This window comes from Bacillus sp. RSS_NA_20, from assembly GCF_020165915.1.
GTDB classification, from domain to species: Bacteria; Bacillota; Bacilli; order Bacillales; family Bacillaceae; genus Bacillus; species Bacillus altitudinis.
This window is the reverse complement of the sequence record NZ_JAIUKW010000005.1, coordinates 1994029-2011659: the sequence shown is the minus strand read 5'-3', so window position 1 is coordinate 2011659 and position 17631 is coordinate 1994029. Positions and strand designations below refer to the sequence as shown.

Annotated in this window: 16 protein-coding genes; 14 read left to right on the top strand and 2 right to left on the bottom strand. The window is 42.1% G+C overall.

Annotated elements, in window-relative coordinates; all coding sequences use genetic code 11:
- The first annotated feature begins 63 nt into the window (after positions 1-63).
- From LCD32_RS16040 to LCD32_RS15985, 12 genes are all read left to right on the top strand, one after another.
- On the top strand, positions 64-1554 hold the full coding sequence (locus LCD32_RS16040) for an N-acetylmuramoyl-L-alanine amidase (protein ID WP_224564218.1): 1491 nt from the start codon (positions 64-66) through the stop codon (positions 1552-1554).
- Positions 1555-1698: 144 nt separating this feature from the next.
- Positions 1699-2268 carry a hypothetical protein gene (locus LCD32_RS16035; protein ID WP_019743577.1) on the top strand — a complete coding sequence of 190 codons (570 nt, stop codon included), beginning with the start codon at positions 1699-1701 and terminating at the stop codon, positions 2266-2268.
- A 198-nt stretch (positions 2269-2466) separates the two neighbouring features.
- Entirely contained in the window at positions 2467-3126 is a 660-nt protein-coding gene (locus LCD32_RS16030) for a sugar transferase (protein WP_008348294.1), read from the top strand.
- Positions 3127-3144: 18 nt separating this feature from the next.
- Positions 3145-4596 carry a teichuronic acid biosynthesis protein TuaB gene (gene tuaB / locus LCD32_RS16025; RefSeq protein ID WP_224564215.1) on the top strand — a complete coding sequence of 484 codons (1452 nt, stop codon included), beginning with the start codon at positions 3145-3147 and terminating at the stop codon, positions 4594-4596.
- Complete coding sequence (tuaC, locus tag LCD32_RS16020) at positions 4593-5777, top strand: teichuronic acid biosynthesis protein TuaC (protein ID WP_060781481.1); 1185 nt, start codon at positions 4593-4595, stop codon at positions 5775-5777. The genes tuaB and tuaC overlap by 4 nt, the downstream gene beginning before the upstream one ends.
- Positions 5778-5852: 75 nt before the next feature.
- A complete protein-coding gene (gene tuaD, locus LCD32_RS16015; protein WP_046344599.1) occupies positions 5853-7190 on the top strand; it encodes a UDP-glucose 6-dehydrogenase TuaD in 1338 nt (445 codons plus the stop codon).
- Positions 7191-7204: 14 nt separating this feature from the next.
- Positions 7205-8134: an NAD-dependent epimerase/dehydratase family protein gene (locus LCD32_RS16010; protein WP_035389680.1), complete on the top strand. Its 930-nt coding sequence runs from the start codon at positions 7205-7207 to the stop codon at positions 8132-8134.
- A gap of 39 nt (positions 8135-8173) precedes the next feature.
- The gene (gene tuaE, locus LCD32_RS16005) at positions 8174-9640 is read left to right on the top strand and encodes a teichuronic acid biosynthesis protein TuaE (protein WP_025208069.1); all 1467 of its coding nucleotides are present in this window, start codon (positions 8174-8176) and stop codon (positions 9638-9640) included.
- Between the two features lie 61 nt (positions 9641-9701).
- Positions 9702-10379, top strand: coding sequence for a teichuronic acid biosynthesis protein TuaF (tuaF, locus tag LCD32_RS16000; protein ID WP_060781480.1), 678 nt, complete (start codon positions 9702-9704; stop codon positions 10377-10379).
- Between the two features lie 24 nt (positions 10380-10403).
- Positions 10404-11159 (top strand): teichuronic acid biosynthesis protein TuaG, encoded by a 756-nt coding sequence (tuaG, locus tag LCD32_RS15995; protein ID WP_008348281.1) that lies wholly within the window; start codon positions 10404-10406, stop codon positions 11157-11159.
- Positions 11160-11178: 19 nt separating this feature from the next.
- Complete coding sequence (tuaH, locus tag LCD32_RS15990) at positions 11179-12375, top strand: teichuronic acid biosynthesis protein TuaH (RefSeq protein ID WP_060781658.1); 1197 nt, start codon at positions 11179-11181, stop codon at positions 12373-12375.
- Between the two features lie 134 nt (positions 12376-12509).
- Positions 12510-13577, top strand: a complete 1068-nt coding sequence (locus LCD32_RS15985; RefSeq protein WP_024719245.1) for a glycosyltransferase family 4 protein — start codon at positions 12510-12512, stop codon at positions 13575-13577.
- A 37-nt stretch (positions 13578-13614) separates the two neighbouring features.
- Here the strand turns inward: LCD32_RS15985 and LCD32_RS15980 are convergent, their stop codons facing one another.
- Positions 13615-14712 carry an LCP family protein gene (locus LCD32_RS15980; protein ID WP_060781479.1) on the bottom strand — a complete coding sequence of 366 codons (1098 nt, stop codon included), beginning with the start codon at positions 14710-14712 and terminating at the stop codon, positions 13615-13617.
- Positions 14697-15365: a YigZ family protein gene (locus tag LCD32_RS15975; RefSeq protein WP_017357860.1), complete on the bottom strand. Its 669-nt coding sequence runs from the start codon at positions 15363-15365 to the stop codon at positions 14697-14699. The genes LCD32_RS15980 and LCD32_RS15975 overlap by 16 nt, the downstream gene beginning before the upstream one ends.
- Positions 15366-15586: 221 nt before the next feature.
- Here LCD32_RS15975 and LCD32_RS15970 point away from each other — a divergent pair, with 221 nt between their 5' ends.
- Together LCD32_RS15970 and degU are read left to right on the top strand one after the other, a co-directional pair.
- Positions 15587-16762, top strand: coding sequence for a sensor histidine kinase (locus LCD32_RS15970; RefSeq protein ID WP_024719243.1), 1176 nt, complete (start codon positions 15587-15589; stop codon positions 16760-16762).
- A gap of 64 nt (positions 16763-16826) precedes the next feature.
- A complete protein-coding gene (gene degU / locus LCD32_RS15965) occupies positions 16827-17516 on the top strand; it encodes a two-component system response regulator DegU (protein ID WP_008348273.1) in 690 nt (229 codons plus the stop codon).
- Positions 17517-17631: the final 115 nt, after the last annotated feature.

Below are 17631 nucleotides of genomic sequence, written 5' to 3'. Positions count from 1 at the left end.
AAAGTACATGAAGTGTTTCCTGGGTTCCATGATGAAGGGCTCAAAACCAAGGAGGTTGACTTCATGCGTTCTTATATCAAATGTTTTGTTTTAATTGTGGTTTCACTATGTTTATATGCACCATCAGCATTTGCGCAGCACAATGTATCGAAGATTGAGGGAAGTAATCGATATGAGGTGGCAGTTAACGCTGCAAAACGAGGCTGGTCGACAGCACCTACAGTTGTTTTAGTAGGCGGTGAAGCTTATGCAGATGCGCTAAGTGCTGTGCCGTATGCCTTTCAGCAAGGAGCCCCAGTGCTGTTAACGAATACTAGCAGTCTTTCAGGTGCAACTAAGTCAGGTCTTCAGCAGTTGAAAACGAAGCGTGTCATCATTCTTGGCGGAACCGCAAGCATTTCGCAAAAAGTCGTAGCGCAGCTAAAAGCAATGAATCTATCCGTATCGCGAATACAAGGAAAGAATCGATATGAATTGGCGGCAAACGTTGCTAAGCAAATGAAGAGTGCTGATACAGCTGTGATTGTGAATGGTTCTGCTTATGCAGACGCTGTGGCGATTGCTCCGTATGCTGCAAAACAGGGTTTTCCTATTTTATTAACCGATGCAAAAGGGCTGCGGCAGGAAACAGCCAATCTATTAAAAAGCAAAGCGGTGAAACGGACGATTGTGATTGGCGGGGAAACAAGTGTCAATCAAGCAGCCTATCAAAAGCTGCCATCACCCGTGAGAATCAGCGGAGCCAATCGGTATGAAGTGGCAGCCCGAATTGCGAACACATACCCGATGAAGACAACCCAAACGTATATGAGTAACGGCTATGCATATGCCGATGCGGCAGCTGCGGCAAGTACGGCAGCCAAGCAAGGGCAAACCCTTCTTCTTACAGACGCTCAATCAGTGCCAGATGCGATTCGTCGTGTCATTGGGTCTAAAAAGATTTCAACATTTACAGTGTTGGGCGGAACATCAACCATACGAACCAGTGTGATCACACAGCTGAAAAATCATGTGTTAGGTGAAACCATCTTTATTGATCCAGGTCATGGTGCACAGGATGCTGGAGCGGTAGGAAATGGGCTGTTTGAAAAAAATGTTAATCTGGATGTCGCGTTAAAACTGCAAGCAAGGCTCAAACAAGCGGGTGCGCTGACGGTCATGTCTAGAACATCTGATACATTTGATTCCTTGCAAACACGTGTAAGCAAAGGATCACAGGCTGGTGCGGATGTGTTCATCAGCATCCATGCCAATGCAAATGATCATAGCGGTGCAAATGGAACAGAAACGTATTATGATGCGACGTATGCTTCGGCCAATAGTTTAAGGCTGGCACAAAAGGTACAGCCCCAGATGGTGAAAGCCCTTGGCACAAGAGATCGCGGTGTGAAGACAGCAGGATTCTACGTGATCAAGTATTCAAAAATGCCCAGCATCTTGCTTGAAACGGGGTTCGTAACTAGTCCGATTGATGCCAGTATATTAAAATCAACGACTGCCAAGGAGCGGCTGGCTTCAGGAATCGCAGCAGGTGTATCTCAATATTTTGAATAAAATAGATCGGATGAATGATATGTCAAGTTAAAAATACATTTCATTTCAGGTTATTTTTGTTATAATCGAAACATAGAGGGTGGATTTTTCACGTATTTGCCTTCCAATGACAGCAAATCGACAAATCATGAAGAGGTGACGATCTTGAAAAAATTAATCACAATGCCGTTTTTAGTCTTACTTCTAGGTGTAATGCTCACAGCATGCGGCACATCAAATCAGTCAAACGATAACAATACGGATAACAGCAAAAAAGAAACAACTGAAGCAGCAGATCAAAAGAAAGAAAATGCAACAGATGAAAAGACGGAAGACAAGTCTGCAAGTGAAAAAGCAGATGATGAAAGCAAAGAAACAGCTGCTCAAACAGAAGACCAAGCAGGTCAATCTGATGAAGATGCAAAAGAAAGCTCAAGTAAGGAAATCACAAAAGAAGAAACGACAAATGATCAGTCAAAAGCTGAATCTAAAACAAAAAAAGAATCTACAACGAAGAAAAATGAAGTCACCAAAGAAGGCACATATGTCGGTTTGGCTGATGGACATACAATTGCTGTCAACATTGATGGAAAAGAAGTAGCCATTCAATTCGGAAATACATTTTCTAAACAAGTGAACAGCCTAAAAGAAGAATCAAAAGTGAAAGTAACGTATACAAAAGATGCAAACGGAACGCTTAGACTGAAGACGATCGAATCCGTAAAGGCAAAATAAAAAAAGACACGTAGACCCGCAGATATGCGGGTCTTTTTTACGTTTAAAAGGGCATAACTTGATATAAGGGCACATTCTTAACACACTTTTACAAGACTTAACAGCCCATTTACATTTGCTTAATGTTGCTCTGCTAAACTGACTTTCATAGAACATCTCTTTACACAACAACTACTTTGAATGGTGAGGTGCAGGTCAGTGAGCGCAGAGAAAGCGATGAACCTTTACAGAGAATATGAAGTGAGACGAAACCACTCTTTTGCTTTAACAGAACATATGGTTCGATATTTATTTGCAAAACGTTTCATAGATGTCGTGTTCTCGTTCATCGGATTGATGTTGAGTACGCCAATCATTTTACTGTTTGCCCTTTTAATTAAGCTAGAAACACCAGGGCCAGCCTTTTATATGCAGGAAAGGGTCGGAAAAGACGGTGTCTACTTTAAATTATGGAAGCTCAGATCGATGAGAACCAACGCAGAAAGCGGAGGAGCGAAATGGGCGCAAAAAAATGACCCTCGTATCACCAAAGTGGGTGCATTCATCAGAAAAACAAGAATTGATGAACTGCCGCAATTTATCAACGTGTTAAAAGGAGAAATGAGTATTGTAGGTCCACGTCCTGAAAGACCAATGTTTACTGCCGAATTTAATCGGACGATTCCAGGCTTTACAAAAAGACTGACAGTGAAGCCAGGGTTGACAGGTCTTGCTCAAGTAAATGGGGGATATGAAATGAGTCCAAGTGAAAAATTATCACACGACTTACAGTATATTCAAAACTTGACATTTTCTCTCGACACGAAGATTATGGTAAAAACGTTAAAAGTCATCGTGACTGGTGACGGAGCCAGATAAGTAAAGTAGGGAAGAGAAATGGCAAGTATGAAAAATCGCCTGCTGGGCGGAGCAAAATGGACAAGCTTGTCCGCATTGATCATTACCATCATCCAAATTGCACAGTTCGCCTTTTTAGGAAACGTAATGTCACTGAAAGAATTTGGACTCGTTGGCATGATCACAACGGTCACAATATTTACACAGATTTTACTTGATCTAGGCATCGGTGCTGCGATCATTCAAAAGGAACAAACGACGGAACGTCAATTATCTACATTATATTGGATCAACTTGCTGACGGGAATTCTCTTGTTTTGTGTATTGATCCTCGTAAGTCCCTTGATTGCCGCCTTTTATGCCAGACCTGAGCTGGAAGGCTTGCTCAAGTTATTATCAATCATGTTTCTCATTGCACCAATTGGTCAGCAATACCAATATATGATGCAGAAAGATTTAGCCTTTAAAACCTTAAGTACGATTGAGACGATAGCGACGATCATTTCGCTGATTGTTCTACTGATCCTAGCCTTTTTTATCAATCCAATTGTGGCCTATGTGATCTCTCAAGTGCTGCTTCAATCAGGAAAAGGTCTCATGTATGCAGCGGCTTATTGGAAGAAGTGGCGCCCGGCACCCGTTTTCGCATTAGAGGAAGTGAAAGAGTTTTTCTCCTTCGGGGCTTTCCAGCTTGCGTCAAGACTCGTCAATCGGGCAGGCTCAAACATCGACATGATTTTAATAGGACGGTTTCTTGGAGCAGAAGCTTTAGGGATTTACAGCCTGGCTTATCAAATCGTCACAATCCCGGTGCTGAAAATTAACCCGATTGTGACGAGAGTGGCTTTCCCAGTTTTCGCAAAAAGTCAGCGTGATCATTCTAGGCTGCGTGAGGGCTTCCTCAGTATGACGAATATGCTCGCACTCATTAGTTTTCCACTCCTCATCGGTCTTGCTGCCGTATCAGATAGCTTTATAGAAGTGGTGTTTGGAGAGAAGTGGCTAGTGGCGGTCCCGGTTTTGAATATTTTGTGCATTGTTGGTCTACTCCGTGTGCTGATGAATCCAAATGGTTCCATCCTTCTTGCAAAAGGAAGAGCTGACTTAGCTTTTTATTGGGATACAGGCATGCTCATCGTATATGGATGCGCCTTATATGCAGGAGTCCATACCGGCAGTCTATTGACTGTAGCTTGGGTCTACTCAGGGGTCAGCCTGCTGAACTTCATTGTCGGCAGGTGGCTGATGGCTTATGTCATTCAGCTAAATATGAAGGTGTATGTAAAATCACTCGTAAAGCCTGCTGTCATGACGCTGTTAATGGCCGCCTGCGCAGTGACTGTTCATCAAGGGATGAAGCTGACATCAGCGGATATACTGCTTCAATTACTACTGACGATTGGTTTAAGTGCGGCTTTATATAGCTTGCTACTTGTCAAAATGTATCCGCAGATGGCAGGGAAATTATGGAGAAGAGGTCGTTCGTCATGAAGGTGCTATGGCTGACAAGTGTATATCCTAGTGAAAAACATCCAAGTGAAGGCGTCTTCCATGAAACGCAAGTGCAGGAGCTGGTCAAACAGGGCGTAGAAGTGAGCGTGATTTGTCCTACTCCTGTCAATCCGCCCATCTTACGGATGCTTAAAGCTTCCTATCGTCAGAGAAAAGATCTTCCCGAGCAGGAAGTGAGGTGCGGCGTGCCGGTTTACAGACCGCCCTATACAGCGCTGCCTGGACAGCTAAAATGGGCTCAGCCGAGTAAACGAATCGTAGCTTCTGTCCTGCGCACAATGGAGCGTTATGAACTGTCACCGGATTTCATCCATGCGCACTTTGCCATGCCGTCTGGCGGCGCAGCAGCTGTGATCAAAAAGGAAGCAAACATCCCTTATCTTCTGACCTTACACGGCAGTGATGTGAACGTCTATCCAACCTATGGCCAAGGGGCGCTTGCAGCCTTTAAAGCAGCAGTAAAACAGGCGTCTGCTGTTCTCACAGTGAGTGAAGAGCTGGCAAAGAAAACACATGACATGACAGAGGTGGATGCACAATGTCTCCCGCTGGGAATTCCGCTCAAGTCATTTTCTAGAACACCAGGGGATCAAACAGCGATCAGAAAGCAGATCGGTTTACCGCTTCACGACAAGCTCGTCGTTTTTGTCGGCCGTTTAGTTAAAGAGAAAGGTTTGCTTGAATTAGCGGAAGCTGTCAGCGGGATGGAGGGTGTAAAAGCCGTCTTTGTCGGAAAAGGCCCCCTCGCAAAGGAGCTAGCCGAACGGGCGGGAGAATCCATTATACTCCCGGGGCAGGTGCCGAATGAACAAGTCAAACATTATTTAATGGCAGCTGACCTGTTTGCCCTTCCATCCTACAGTGAAGGAATGCCGACTGTCGTCCTTGAGGCGCTCGCTTTAAAACTGCCTGTCATCGCAACACGGGTTGGTGGTCTCCCATCACTATTTTCTACCTATCAACATCTGCTCATTGAACCGCGTTCAACGAGTCAGCTAAAAGAAGCGATTCACGCTTATCTTTATGAAAACAGATGGAACGAGCAAGTGAAGAACGATCTTCACCACATCGTCCATACAGATTATTCATCATCACATAATGCTACGCTCCTGATTCAGCAATATGAAAAGGTGCTGAATCAATCAACATCCACCGTTTAAACAGGATGAAATGTGCAAAGACTGATAGATAAACAGTTTGGAACGACCAATATGCTTTTACTGAGAGGATGAAACATGTTGAAGAAAATTGCTGTGATTGGAACAGGATATGTCGGGTTAGTATCGGGTACTTGTTTTGCTGATATCGGAAATCGCGTCATTTGTTGTGACATCGACGAATCAAAAATCAACAGCTTAAAAAGCGGTCTCGTTCCAATTTATGAACCGGGCTTAAAGGAATTGATTGAGAAGAATACAGAAGAGGGAAGATTGTGTTTTACAACCAATATTCCCGCTGCAATTCGAGAATCAGAGATTATTTATATTGCGGTAGGAACACCAATGACACCTCAGGGGGAAGCGGATTTAACATTCGTGAAAGCTGTGGCTCAAACGGTTGGGGAACACCTGAATGGCTACAAAATCATCGTGAATAAGAGCACAGTGCCAGTTGGAACAGGACGTCTTGTTCAAGCCATTGTTCAAAAGGCTTCACGCAGTAAATATCCATTTGACGTCGTCTCCAATCCAGAGTTTCTGCGGGAAGGTTCAGCTATTCAAGATACGATGAATATGGAGAGAGCGGTGATTGGCTCTACAAGTGCACATGCATCCACGATCATTAAAAAATTGCATGATCCGTTTCAAACAGAAGTGGTTGAGACCAATCTAGAAAGTGCAGAAATGATTAAGTATGCGGCAAATGCCATGCTCGCCACAAAAATCTCATTCATCAATGACATTGCGAACATTTGCGAGAGAGTTGGTGCTGATGTGGAAAAAGTCAGCGAAGGCGTTGGGTTAGACAGCCGGATCGGGCATAAATTTTTAAAAGCAGGCATTGGATTTGGTGGTTCTTGTTTCCCAAAAGATACGATGGCTCTTCTCAAAATTGCCGAAACAGCTGGCTACCGGTTCAAGCTGATCGAATCTGTCATTGAAACAAACAACCACCAAAGAGCCCATCTTGTCAGCAAACTGATGAGTGTGTTCGGTGATATTAAAGGAAAAACGATTTCCGTTTTAGGGCTCGCATTTAAACCAAATACAAACGATATGCGTTCAGCACCAGCACTAGATATTATCCCAATGCTGAGAGAGCTCGGAGCTTTTGTCAAAGCCTATGATCCAATTGCTTATATAGAAGCAGAAAGAGAGCTTGGCCCGCAGGCGGTCTTCAGCAATGATCTCTATGAAACAGTGAAAGATACAGATGCTTGTCTCATCTTAACGGAATGGGATGACGTACAGAAGATGGATAAAGATCAGATCAAGCAGCTGCTTCGTTCTCCCATTTTAATTGATGGAAGGAATTTGTTTGATCCAGCAGAAATGAAAGAGAGAGGATTTATTTACCAGTCCATCGGCCGCCCAGGCGTATGGGAAACAGAATTGGTATCGAAGGCACAATAATAGGGGGAACTTGGATGAAGAAAGTATTGGTCACTGGGGGAAGTGGATTTATAGGATCTCATACGGTAGAGGCTTTATTAGAGAAAGGATATGAGCCTATCGTTCTTGATAACTTTTCAACTGGATCGAAGGAAAATATCGCTCATCTATCCGTACAATGCATTGAAGCAGATGTCACAAAATCAGAAACGGTCGATTTGATCAAACACATTGCACCAGATTATATCATTCATCTTGCAGCGCAAGTGAGTGTAGCCGTTTCGGTTCAACATTTCGTCTACGACGAAGAGGTCAATATTAAAGGCTCGCTGCATGTGATCAAAGCAGCGGCTGAAGCCGGGGTAGAGAAAGTGGTGTTTGCTTCATCGGCAGCAGTTTATGGAGACCCAGTCTATCTGCCGGTCGACACAGCTCATCCACTGCAGCCTGGTTCACCTTATGGCTTGTCGAAACTGACAGTTGAAAGATACTTACACATGGCAAAATCACTCTATGATGTGGACTACTGTATTATGCGGTACAGCAATGTATATGGTCCGCGCCAAGACGCACTTGGTGAAGGCGGAGTGGTTTCAATTTTTTCTGATAAGTTTGCAAAGCATGAGGCACCTTTCATCTTCGGAAACGGGGAACAAACAAGAGATTTCATCTATGTAGGCGATCTAGCCGCAGCGAATGTTGCAGCTTTAACAGCTCAATCAAACGTTTGTTTAAATATCTCATGTGGTCATTCCATCACGGTGAATGAGCTGTTTCAAACGATGAAGCGAGTCACGAGATCAGATCTTGAACCGATTTATAAGCCTCAGCGCGCAGGGGATATTGTGCATAGTACATTGGCAAATGAGGAAACGAAACAAGTCTTAGCATGGGAGCCTGTTGTGACTTTACAAGAAGGTTTGGCTCGTACTATTTCCTACTATGAACAGGAAGTAAAGGCTTAATCCCTCAAATCGGATGGGTTGCTTAGGAGGAACATGGGTATGAGTGTGAAACAAACAGCATGGCAAATCATAATCGGATGTATGTTATTAGCAGCAGGTATCGGGCTTGTACAAATGGCATCCGCACAGTCTATCGGGTTAAAGAAGATGGTGGTCATTCCGGTTTTGATTGTGGTGCTCATGGTGGCTGCTATATGTATGAAGCTCTACATGAATGGTGAACACATATTCATGTCAGCCATTTACCTTTTAATTGCATTAACATTTCTCAATAATGCTTTTTTCTCTATTAGTGTTGGGTTCTTTAGTCTCTTTCTCTACCGCATCATGCTCTTGGCTGTCTTTGCTTTATTCATATGGCGGATGAGAGACAAAGGAACGTACATATCCCAGTGGCAGCAAATTCGTGTTAAAGGCATTCTTGGTTTTTTCGCTGCATGGTTTCTTTACGGGCTCATCTCACTGCTTTGGGCTCATTCGGTCACAGACGGCCTGAAATATATGTCTCTTCTTGCGATGGGAATGGGTTTTGTCTTTCTTGTGGTCATGTACATTCAGCGAATGGATCAGATCGTGACTTTTTATAGTATTTGGCTAGTCATGACTGTATTTGTGATGGGAATCGGGTTCTATAATCACTTGACCTTGAATCATTTACCGAATACCTCATTGTATCTTGGACCAGCGTACAAACAGCACTATCCTACGGCTGTCTTCTTTAACCAAAATGACTTTGCGACGTTTTTATCTATTAGCTTTTTCTTATATGTGGCGTGCATGCGCCAAATGAAAAATGGTTATATCAAAGCGTTCGGATTACTAGGAGCCATCTTAGCGCTGTATCTTATTTTGTTAACAGAATCGCGCGCCAGCTTGCTTGGCATATTAGCTGGAGCGGCAATCTATGTATGGCTATTGATGCCTCGCTTTTTAAAAAAGTGGTCCATCATGGCAGCAGGCGGGCTTGGTATCATCTGTATCGCCATTTTTTCAGCCAAAATCTATTCTGTCTTTTATGACTTGTTTCTCGCTTCTCAGGTCGCTCATTCTTTTAGCGAACCACTTCCGTCCAACATTGCCCGTGCGAATTTAATCAAAAACGCCTGGCATTTCTTTACGAATTCATATGGATTCGGGGTTGGAGCGGGCAATGTGTCTTATTACTTAGCTCATTTTTCAATCTTTGATACAGATCAGGTCGTGGAAGTTCACAATTGGCTGCTAGAGGTGATGACGAATTTTGGGTTTGCCGTCATGCTAGGTTATATCTCAGTGTATGCCTATCTCATGTTCTCACTGTACAAACAATACCAATTGGCTGACACGAGATCAGCCAAGATGATCATTGAAGGTCTATTTGCTGCCATGCTGAGCTTTCTCGTCTCAAGTATCAGTCCGAGTTCGGTCTCGAATTTATATTTCCACTGGGTGTTTCTAGGTCTAGTGATCGCAGCGGTCAATATCATGAAAAATAAACAGCGTTTCAAGCCGTGGGCAAACGTGTGATACTGAGTTTGGATGGCTACACTAGTGAAAAATTAAATACGTCAATGTTGGGAGAATGAGCATGTCTGGTTTGATGTTAAGAATAGGGAAGCGAATGAAAAAATATATCGTCTGGCTTGTGCTGCTGCCCGTTGTATTGGCTGCTTTTGGTTTCTTTTTTGCCAAGGGAACAGTAGAACAGTCTAGTTACACAGCTGCTGTGACCTTGACGCTTGGGAAATATGACGACGGTGTGTATAACAATATGGAAGAAGTGACATCTCTATTAAAAAGTGATGCATTTCTGAATCAAGCACTCCGTGATGTAAAGGAAGAAGAAAGGCAGGATGTGAAAAATCGTTTGATTCTCACGAACCAGTCCGATACACAATTGCAGTTGTCGTTTACAGATGCTGATCAAGCTCGAGCTTTGGCGGTAGTGAAACAAGTGTCAGATACATTTTTAAAGCAGGACAAAGCCTTATTTACGAAAAGACAGCAAGTCATTGAAAGGAGACTATCCGCTCTTGAAGATGAATCTGTCAGCAATGACTCCAAGGTCGATAAAGAACGATTTTTATATGAATTGGAATCGACAAAGCTCGGGATGAAGCAGGCAAAGATTGTCGATCCTGCCCAAGTGCTTGATGAAGCAGGCAAAGGCATGTCAGCGAAAAAACGAGCACTGCTTGGACTTGTCATTGGCCTTAGCATCTCGCTTATGTTTGTGGTGTTACCTGAAGTGTTCAAAGAATCTTAATGATGAACTGGAGATGAGTCTTAGGTGAACAATCAACCGTTAGTATCAATTATTACACCGGCGTATAATGCGGAACGTTATTTAACGGATACAGTTCATTCCGTCCTTGCCCAAACCTATTCCAACTGGGAGCTGATCATTGCAGATGATTGCTCAACAGATGGCACAAGGAAGTTGTTAGGGGAATTAAGTCAGACGGACGACAGAATCAACGTCATTTATTTAGAGGAAAACGGGGGAGCCGCTATTGCTAGAAACACCGCCATCAAACAAGCTAAAGGCCGCTTTATCGCTTTTTTAGATAGCGATGATATGTGGAAACAGACAAAGCTCGAAAAGCAGGTCAAGTTTATGTTAGAAAATGATCATGCCTTTACTTTCACGGCATATGACATCATTTCAGAAAATGGAGAGCCGTTACAAAAAACCGTCACAGCACCGGCTCAGTTGAACTACAATGAAGCTTTAAAAAATACGATTATCGGCTGTTTGACGGTGATGCTCGATCTTCAACAAGTAGGACACGTGGAAATGCCAAACATTCGAACAAGGCAGGACTTAGCCACATGGCTCTCTATTTTAAAAAAAGGATTTACTGCCTATGGAATGAGTGAGCCGCTCAGTGAATATCGCATCGTGGGAAACTCGATTTCTAGTAACAAGTGGAAAGCAGCGAAAAAAACATGGTTTGTCTACAGAGAAATTGAGCAGCTTCATTTTGTGAAAGCATCTTGGTGTTTTATGCACTATGCCACAAATGCTGTCAAAAAGCGCTTATAAATAGAAGGGAAAAAAGGTGATAAAGGTGAAAGCAGAGTCGATCATACATGTGATTGTCGCAACGGGAGAATGGGGACACGATGGCCTAAGGTACAGACGGCATCGACTGGCGGAATTTCTTGCATCTGATCCAGAAACGAAAGAGGTCATCTGGGTATGCCCATCTGCCACTCGTCATTCAGCTCCCTTTCAGCCTATAACGGATCGAATGAAGCAAATGACCATTCCTGATGTGCTCAAGAGCAAGTTTTTTCGCTTTGGCCGTTATCAAGATATGTTTTATTTTCATAAATTATCTCCTCTTCTTGAGCATTTGCGTCAAGAAGAAAAGCAGGGCATAGCCGTCTGTTTATGGTATACGTTTCCGGGATTTCCGCTCTTATCTTCTTTATTTGAATGGAAACATATTGTGTATGATTGCAGTGACCTGTGGGGAGAGCCCATCAGCGGAAAAAACAACATTCTCTCTTATATGAGACAGCGAGTCATTGTAAAGGCAGAAAACCGCATTATTAAATATGCGCACAGCATTACATGCTCTTCACAATACTTACATGATCAAATCAAAAAAAGGCTCATGGGTGAACCGAAAGATGTCTTTACAGTGGAAAATGGCGTCGAGTATGATGTGTTTGCAAAAAGTAACCTCACTAGCAGGGAAGACGTGCTAGAGGGAAGAGAGGGAACGGTTCTTGGCTTTATAGGTGGGATCAAGCCGAAGCTCGATTTTGACATGATCGCTCAAGCTGCTCGCATGCAGCCAGATTGGACATTTTTATTTGTCGGTCCGGATGGAACGAATGGAGATCCATCTTTTCAGCATGCACTCAAACTGCCCAATGTCCTATGGACTGGAGCAGTCGCACCGGAAGAAGTGCCTGCTTATATGAAATTAATTGATGTAGGGATGATGCCATACAAACAGTCTCCTTACAATCAAGCGGTTTTTCCGCTCAAGCTGTATGAATTTTTAGCTGCCGGAATCCCTGTTGTTGGTTTAAATCTTCCATCAACGGAAAGGCTAAAAGAGAATGATGTGTATGAATATGTAGAGGGCGAAGATCCAGCTCTCTTCGTAGAAGCCTGCCAGAAAGTGATCAGTAAAAAAGATGACATGACATGCAGACATCTAAGACAAAGCCGGGCAAAGAAAAAAGATTGGCACGCACTGTTCACAAACATGGTGGAATTAACGAATATTAAAGAAAACGCATAATTCATTCAGGATTGTGCGTTTTTATTTGTTTCTTCTTCTTAGGGGGAGCTTGTGATCATCCTATATTCAATTGTATAATGGAAAGAGCGGCCAATATACAAAATACAGATTTCAATTTAGAAGGAGACTGACCTATGGATTACGAACGCGCCTTATTAGCGTTTTTTGTCTCTCTGGCTACAGTTTTAATTGTGACACCAATCGTCAAAAAGTTTGCAATTAAGATTGGTGCAGTGGACCAGCCGAATAAACGAAAAGTTCATGATAGAGTAATGCCTCGAATGGGCGGTTTGGCGATTTTTATTGGGGTAGCGGCTGGAGCACTAGCAGGCGGGCTGTTTCTACATAATAAAATTACAGCTATATCAGTTGGCGCTGTACTCATCGTCATTTTAGGTATATTTGATGATAAATATAATTTAAGTGCAAAATTTAAATTTCTTGTGCAAGTTCTCGTTGCTTGCTTAATCGTGAGCACGGGCTTAAAAATGGACTTTTTCTCTGTTCCTTTCTTAACAGATCGACTGGAGTTAGGATGGATGGCGTATCCCCTGACTGTACTATGGATTGTTGGGATTACAAATGCGATCAATTTAATTGACGGATTAGATGGACTGGCTGCCGGAATTTCGGTTATCGGTTTAACCACGATTGCCGTCATGGCATTTTCTGCGGACAAGATCCTGATTCTTTCGTTATCTCTTGTCGTCATTGGCAGTACCATCGGTTTTCTTTTTTATAACTTCCATCCAGCAAAAATATTTATGGGTGATACAGGTTCGTTATTTTTAGGCTATATGATCTCGGTCCTGTCACTTTTAGGATTGTACAAAAGTGTTACTTTGTTTAGTGTTGTTGTCCCTGTAATTATTTTAGGTGTGCCTATTTTTGATACGACCTTTGCGATCATCAGACGAATATTGAATAAACAGCCTATCTCATCACCTGACAAATCACACATCCATCATCGACTGATGGCCTTTGGCTTATCACATCGAATGGCAGTGATTGTGATTTACATGATTGGCTTAGTCTTCAGCTTAAGCGCGATTTTGCTGACAAGTGCCACCATTTGGCTGTCATTGATCATCATCTTTTTACTGGTCATGTTTATGCAAGTTATCGCTGAAGTCACTGGTTTGGTGAACGAAGAGTTTAAACCATTTACGAAATTCTACAAACGTATGGTCAAAAGACAATAAAAAACAGCCCGCTTCCAAGGAACGGGCTGTTTTCCTATTATTGTCCTGATGTGCTGGTCGAAGGGGCCTGTGTATCGGCTGACCCTGTTGCATCAGAAGATGAATCGGTTTGTGTATTTGTTTCAGTTGAGGACGATGACTCAGCAGGAAGCTTTAAATGTGTCCTTAACTCATTTTGTACCTCAGCCAAGTTGGTTTGATCTGGCTCAAAGAAGTATGTTCGATTTGGTCCTAAATAAAGGTCTGATCCTTTAATAGATAGTGTTTCAGTATCGTCTCCTTTAAAACCACTGTAAATTTGCTGTAGAGCAAGTCCTTCTGTGATGCGGAAGTTGGTTGTTATATGATCACTTACTTCTTTTGCAATATTATCCACGTTTGCAATGTTATGAGGTTTCGCCATTTGATCAATCATGGCACGTAAGATTTGTTTCTGACGATCGTTACGCCCGAAATCACCACGTGGATCTTGTTTTCTCATTCGCGCATAAGCAAGTGCCTCTTCCCCGTTTAAATGCATATTTCCTTTTTTAAAGTAAATCTTTTTCGATTTTTTGACGTCACTTTTTTCATTGAAGTCAAATGGAACGTCTATATCGATTCCCCCAACTTCATCAATGACATCCTTAAAACCGTCAAAGTCCACTGTTGCATATTTGTCAATTGGGACATGCAAGAATTGTTCGACAGTTTCAATCGTTTCGTCTTTACCGCCTTTAGCAAATGCCGCATTGATCTTTACTTTATTTCCCGTTGTGTCACTAGCAAGCTGTACTCGTGTGTCACGGGGGATACTGACCATTTTCATCGTTTTATCCTGAGGATTAATCGTTGCGACGATGAGTGAATCTGAACGGCCGTGATCACCATTTGTGGCGTAATCCTCTATACCAACAAATAGGACAGAGAAAGGTTTTTTCTTTATATCAATAACAGCATCACGGAGTTTCGATTTCTCCCCACGCTCTAATTCATCATAAGTTTTGTCAGCAGCCTGGAGTGTATTCACAATCTTATAAACTGCAAATCCGCCCATGCAGATGAAGAGAAGCAAAAATAAGACCAGAATCCGTTTGAAAATCTTTTTCTTCCTACTCTTTTTCTTTCGTACACGCACTTTTACTCGTTGTGCCATTCATCTGTCTCCTTTATCGGACCAACGTCCTTTTCTAAATAAATCAATTCGCCTTCTTTAGTAACACTCTTTCCATTAGTCAACTCAGTCATCCATTCAATAAACTGCTCTGTTTGTGTTTCTTCTACATACGTTTCAAAAATCACATCTTCTGCATAATGGATGTCTTTTAGCTGAAAAGATGAGGCTCTAAGCTCATTCTCTACCTTTCCAAGCCATGTATAATCTATTGTTGTGTGCATCGTACGCATTAAACAGCGTTCTACCATACCAACATGATTAATTGCTTCAGACACAGATTTTCCGTATGCGCGAATTAATCCACCGGCACCTAGCTTAATACCGCCGAAATAACGAGTGACGACAACTACTGTATCTTTCAGCTTGCGTTTTTTTAGCACTTCAAGCATGGGTACACCTGCCGTACCGCTTGGTTCACCATCATCATTTGCTTTTTGAATCAGATCATGTTCACCGATCAAATAGGCGGAACAATTATGAGTGGCGTTCCAATGTTGTTTTTTTATGGATTGTATAAAGGCTTGTGCTTCTTCTTCTGAGACAGCACGTTGTATATGACAAATAAAACGTGATTTTTCAATGACGATCTCATGCTCGCCACGGCTTTTTACTGTGAGATAGCGGTTCAGCAAAAGACATACCCTCCTGACAAGCAAATTGTAAGGCTAGAGAAAATTTGCATTGGTTTTAGAATTTTACAGCGTATTTTGTTATGATGATAGGAGCGGAAAAAGGGTCGTCATAAAAATTTCATGATTTATACGCATTCTTTCATTATAATTCGACATAAAATGCAGATCAATGACATTTATAATAAAAAAAGATGACATCACTGTTACGGGAGGGAAAAGCCATGACAACACCTAAAATGGATCCGAAGTTATTGGATTCAATCATCATGAAAATGCTAAGTACAGTTGATGGCAGTAAGGACGAAGTATTTAGAATCGGCGAACAGTCCCGTCAACAATATGAAAGCCTAGTAGAAGAGCTCAAGCAAATTAAACAGCAAGTCAACGAAGTAATTGATTTTGGGGATAAACTAGAAGTACATACGAGACATGCTAGAAATCGATTATCTGAGGTCAGCAGAAACTTCAACAAATTCAGCGAAGAAGAAATACGAGAAGCCTATGAAAAAGCACATAACCTGCAAGTAGAATTGACCATGATCCAGCAGCGCGAAAAACAGCTGAGGGAAAGAAGAGATGATCTCGAAAGACGATTGTTAAGCCTGCAAGACGTCATTGAACGCTCTGAAACACTTGTGAGCCAGATCACGGTCGTTCTCAACTACTTGAACCAAGATTTACGTCAGGTCGGTGTTTTACTTGAAGATGCTCAGGCAAAACAAGATTTTGGACTAAGAATTATTGAAGCCCAGGAAGAAGAGCGCAAAAGGGTATCACGAGAAATCCATGATGGACCTGCTCAGATGCTGGCAAACGTGATGATGCGTTCAGAACTAATTGAACGAATTTTTAGAGACCGTGGAACAGAAGAAGGCTTTAAAGAAATTAGAAGTCTAAGACAGAATGTGCGAAATGCACTGTACGAAGTGAGAAGAATCATTTATGATTTAAGACCGATGGCTTTAGATGATTTGGGTCTCATTCCGACACTGCGAAAATACTTAAACACAATTGAAGAATATGATGGAAAAACCAAAATTACGTTCCAATGCCTAGGGGATACAGAAAATGAAAGAATTGCTTCTCAATTCGAAGTGGCACTGTTTAGACTAGCCCAAGAAGCTGTCACAAATTCATTGAAGCATTCCGAAGCTGAAGAAATCTCTGTAAAAGTAGAAGTGACAAAAGACTTTGTCACGTTAATTATCAAAGACGATGGAAAAGGCTTTGATATGAAAGATGTGAAAACAAATAAAAACAAATCCTTTGGGTTACTTGGTATGAAAGAGCGCGTAGACTTACTAGAAGGTAAAATGACCATAGACTCAAAAATAGGTCTAGGGACATTCATCATGATTAGAGTACCGTTAACATTACAAAATAAAATTGTAAAATAGAGACAAAAGACATATTGACCATAAAGTTCAGGTGTAGAACAATAAACATGGGGAGGCGTAGCTTGTGACTAAAGTAAATATTGTAATTATCGATGACCACCAATTATTCCGTGAAGGTGTCAAACGGATTTTAGATTTTGAACCTACTTTTGAAGTAGTTGCAGAAGGAGACGACGGTGACGAAGCTGCACGTATCGTAGAACACTATCATCCGGATGTTGTCATTATGGACATTAATATGCCGAATGTAAATGGTGTGGAGGCTACAAAACAGCTAGTAGAGCTTTATCCCGAATCAAAAGTCATTATCCTATCTATTCATGACGATGAAAACTATGTGACACATGCATTAAAAACAGGAGCAAGAGGCTACTTGTTAAAAGAAATGGATGCAGATACCCTCATTGAAGCAGTAAAAGTAGTAGCTGACGGAGGTTCTTATTTACATCCGAAAGTCACTCATAACTTAGTAAATGAATTCCGACGCTTAGCAACAAGCGGCGTTTCAGCACATCCACAGCACGAGGTATATCCTGAAATTCGCAGACCACTTCATATCTTAACAAGACGTGAATGTGAAGTTCTTCAAATGTTAGCTGACGGAAAGAGCAACAGAGGTATTGGTGAGTCGCTCTTTATTAGTGAGAAAACAGTCAAAAACCACGTGAGTAACATCTTGCAAAAAATGAATGTAAACGACCGTACACAAGCTGTTGTTGTAGCAATTAAAAACGGCTGGGTAGAAATGAGATAATGTCCGGACAAGTACTCCTTTTTCGCCTGTTTTTAATTCTCTCACATTCAAGTTAGAGAGCAATGATAGGCAGGTAAGGAGTCTTTTTCGGATATAGCGGGCTTGCCTATTGATT